The sequence below is a fragment of the Pseudomonas sp. 51_B genome (assembly GCF_017491595.1).
Taxonomy (GTDB): domain Bacteria; phylum Pseudomonadota; class Gammaproteobacteria; order Pseudomonadales; family Pseudomonadaceae; genus Aquipseudomonas; species Aquipseudomonas promysalinigenes.
Genome location: NZ_JAFGYW010000194.1, coordinates 1 through 515, shown reverse-complemented (window position 1 = coordinate 515; position 515 = coordinate 1). Strand labels below are relative to the sequence as shown.

The following is a 515-nucleotide window of genomic DNA, read 5'->3' as shown; positions in this document are numbered from 1 at the left end:
CACTTGCCATGACCAGTTCACTGCGCTTCGACCGCTCGCTGGTAGAGAAATACGACCGCCCGGGGCCGCGCTACACCTCTTACCCCACGGCGCCCCAGTTCCGCCAGGCCTTCGCCGAGGACGACTACCGGCAAGCCGCCGAGCGCAGCAACCGGGCGCCCGCCAAGGCCTTGTCGGCCTATATCCATATCCCCTTCTGCCAGAGCCTCTGCTACTACTGCGCCTGCAACAAGATCATCACCCAGAAGACCCACCGAGCCGTCGAGTACCTGGATTACCTCAAGCGCGAAATCGCCCTGCAGGCGGCGCTGGTCAGCCCGTCGCGACGCCTGACCCAGCTGCACCTCGGCGGCGGCACGCCGACCTACCTGAGCAGCGCGCAGCTCGCCGAACTGATGGGCTGCCTGCGCCAGCACTTCCGCTTCGATGAAAGCGACGATCACGAGTTTTCCATCGAGGTCGACCCGCGCACCATAAGCCGCGAACGCATCGCCGAGTTGCGCGCGCTGGGCTTC

1 protein-coding gene is annotated in these 515 nt (G+C 65.6%); it reads left to right on the top strand.

The genetic code is table 11. The features are described from left to right. Positions 1-8: 8 nt before the first annotated feature. On the top strand, positions 9-515 hold a 507-nt coding region (locus J5M56_RS24355; protein ID WP_347709437.1), incomplete at its 3' end, for a radical SAM protein.